This window comes from Spirosoma areae, from assembly GCF_054781775.1.
This window is the reverse complement of sequence record NZ_BAAGTT010000019.1, coordinates 1-670: the sequence shown is the minus strand read 5'-3', so window position 1 is coordinate 670 and position 670 is coordinate 1. Positions and strand designations below refer to the sequence as shown.

General features: G+C 62.4%; 1 pseudogene. It reads right to left on the bottom strand.

The annotated features are described in order from the left end of the window. A pseudogene (locus tag ACYVI1_RS08670) lies at window positions 1-670 on the bottom strand (hypothetical protein); the annotation flags it as partial.

Here is a 670-nt window from a genome sequence, read left to right as displayed (position 1 = left end):
GGTGGTGGTGGAGGTGGGGCCGACGGCGATGGCGGGGGTGGTGGCTCCGGTGTTCCAGATGTAATTGGTAGCCCCCGACGCGGTCAGGGTGGTGCTGCTGCCCTGAGTAATGGTCAGCGAAGGCGTGGCCGTGATACTTACATTGGGTGGGGCGTTGACCGTCAGGCTGGCTATGCCGGTGCTGCTGGGTGAACCGCCCGAAGAAGCCACTACGATAGTGACAGCCTTTACGCCTGAAGTAGTAGCCGAGGCTGTCACCGCGCTGGTGCTGGTGCCACTGAGAGTCACACCCGCCGGGGCTACCCAGGTGTAGCTGTAAGGGCCTGTTCCTCCCGAAACGGCTACCGATAAATTCGCCGATCCGCCCACACAAATGGGATTGGGAGCCGTTGTCGTTGTCAGTGTTAGCAGAGTGCCCGCCGAGTTAGCTACCGTCGCCGAGGCCGTCGCTGAGCAGCCCGCTGAGGTGGTGCCCGTGACAGAATAGGGACCCGCCTGGTTGGCCACAATGGCGGGGGTGGTGGCACCGTTGCTCCATTTATAGTTGTTGGCCCCCGACGCGGTCAGGGTGGCGCTGCTGCCCTGAGCAATAGTCAGCGAGGGATTGGCCGTGATGCTTACATTAGGAGCATTGGCCGTCACGCTGATGATGGCCGTACTGACGGTGGTG